We start from the raw sequence: 1,790 nt of genomic DNA on the forward strand, positions 1-1,790 counted from the left end.
ATCCGCGCACTCAGCATGGACGCCGTACAAAAAGCAAATTCCGGCCACCCGGGGGCCCCTATGGGCATGGCGGACATCGCCGAAGTCCTGTGGCGTGACTACCTCAACCACAACCCGACTAACCCGCACTGGGCTGACCGCGACCGTTTCGTGCTCTCCAACGGCCACGGCTCCATGTTGATTTACAGCCTCCTGCACCTCACCGGCTACGACCTGCCGATGCGCGAGCTGGAAAACTTCCGTCAGCTGCATTCCAAAACCCCGGGCCACCCGGAGTACGGCTACACCCCGGGCGTTGAAACCACCACCGGCCCGCTGGGCCAGGGCATCGCCAACGCCGTCGGCTTCGCCATCGCCGAACGCACCCTGGCGGCGCAGTTCAACCGCCCTGGCCACGACATCGTCGACCACCACACCTACGCCTTCATGGGCGACGGCTGCATGATGGAAGGCATCTCGCACGAAGTCTGCTCTCTGGCCGGCACCCTCAAGCTCGGCAAGCTGACCGCCTTCTACGATGACAACGGCATCTCCATCGACGGCCACGTCGACGGCTGGTTCACCGACGACACCGCCCTGCGCTTCGAAGCCTACGGCTGGCACGTGGTGCGCAACGTCGACGGCCACAACCCGGACGCCATCAAGGCGGCGATTGAAGAAGCCCGCCAGGTGACCGACAAGCCGTCGCTGCTGATGTGCAAGACCGTTATCGGCTTCGGTTCGCCGAACAAGGCCGGCACCCATGACGTGCACGGCGCCGCGCTGGGCGCCGCCGAAGTGGCCGCCACCCGCGAAGCGCTGGGCTGGAAATACGCCGCCTTTGAAATCCCGCAGGACATCTACGCCCAGTGGGACGCCAAAGAAGCCGGTCAGGCCAAGGAAGCGGCCTGGAACGACAAGTTCGCCGCCTACGCCCGGGCCTTCCCGGAACTGGCCGCCGAGTTCAAGCGCCGCATGAACGGCGAGCTGCCGGCGGACTGGAAAGCCGACGCCAAGGCGTTCGTGGAAAAACTGCAGGCCAACCCGGCCAACATCGCCAGCCGCAAGGCGTCGCAGAACGCGCTGGAAGCGTTCGGCAAGGTGCTGCCGGAGTTCCTGGGCGGCTCCGCCGACCTGGCGCCGAGCAACCTGACCATGTGGTCCGGTTCGAAAGCGCTGAACGTTGACCCGGCGGGCAACTACATTCATTACGGCGTGCGCGAGTTCGGCATGACCGCCATCACCAACGGCATCGCGCTGCACGGCGGTTTCCTGCCGTACTCGGCGACCTTCCTGATGTTCGTGGAATACGCCCGCAACGCGGTGCGCATGGCGGCGCTGATGAAGCTGCGCAATGTGTTCGTCTACACCCACGACTCCATCGGTCTGGGCGAAGACGGCCCGACCCACCAGCCGGTGGAGCAGCTGGCGAGCCTGCGCGTGACCCCGAACATGAGCACCTGGCGCCCGTGCGACCAGGTGGAATCGGCGGTGGCGTGGCAGTACGGCATCGAGCGTAACGACGGCCCGACCACGCTGGTGTTCTCGCGCCAGAACCTGACCCAGCAGCCGCGCACCGCAGAGCAGCTAGCGAACGTGTACCGCGGCGGCTACGTGCTGAAAGACTGCGCGGGCACGCCGGACGTTATCCTGATTGCCACCGGCTCCGAAGTGGGCATCACGGTGGAAGCGGCGGACAAACTGACCGCGGCGGGCCGCAAGGTGCGCGTGGTGTCGATGCCGTCGACCGACGCGTTCGACAAGCAGGATGCGGCGTACCGTGAGTCGGTGCTGCCGGCGGCGGTGACGGC

At 66.1% G+C, this 1,790-nt stretch carries 1 protein-coding gene; it reads left to right on the forward strand.

What is annotated here, in order from left to right:
• Window positions 1-1,790, forward strand: a 1,790-nt coding sequence (tkt, locus tag GT753_RS25625; protein WP_216842819.1) for a transketolase, incomplete at both ends; no start/stop codon positions are given.

Origin of the sequence: Serratia sp. Z4 (genome assembly GCF_009900725.1) — a bacterium.
In the GTDB taxonomy this organism is placed as follows: Bacteria; Pseudomonadota; Gammaproteobacteria; order Enterobacterales; family Enterobacteriaceae; genus Serratia; species Serratia nematodiphila.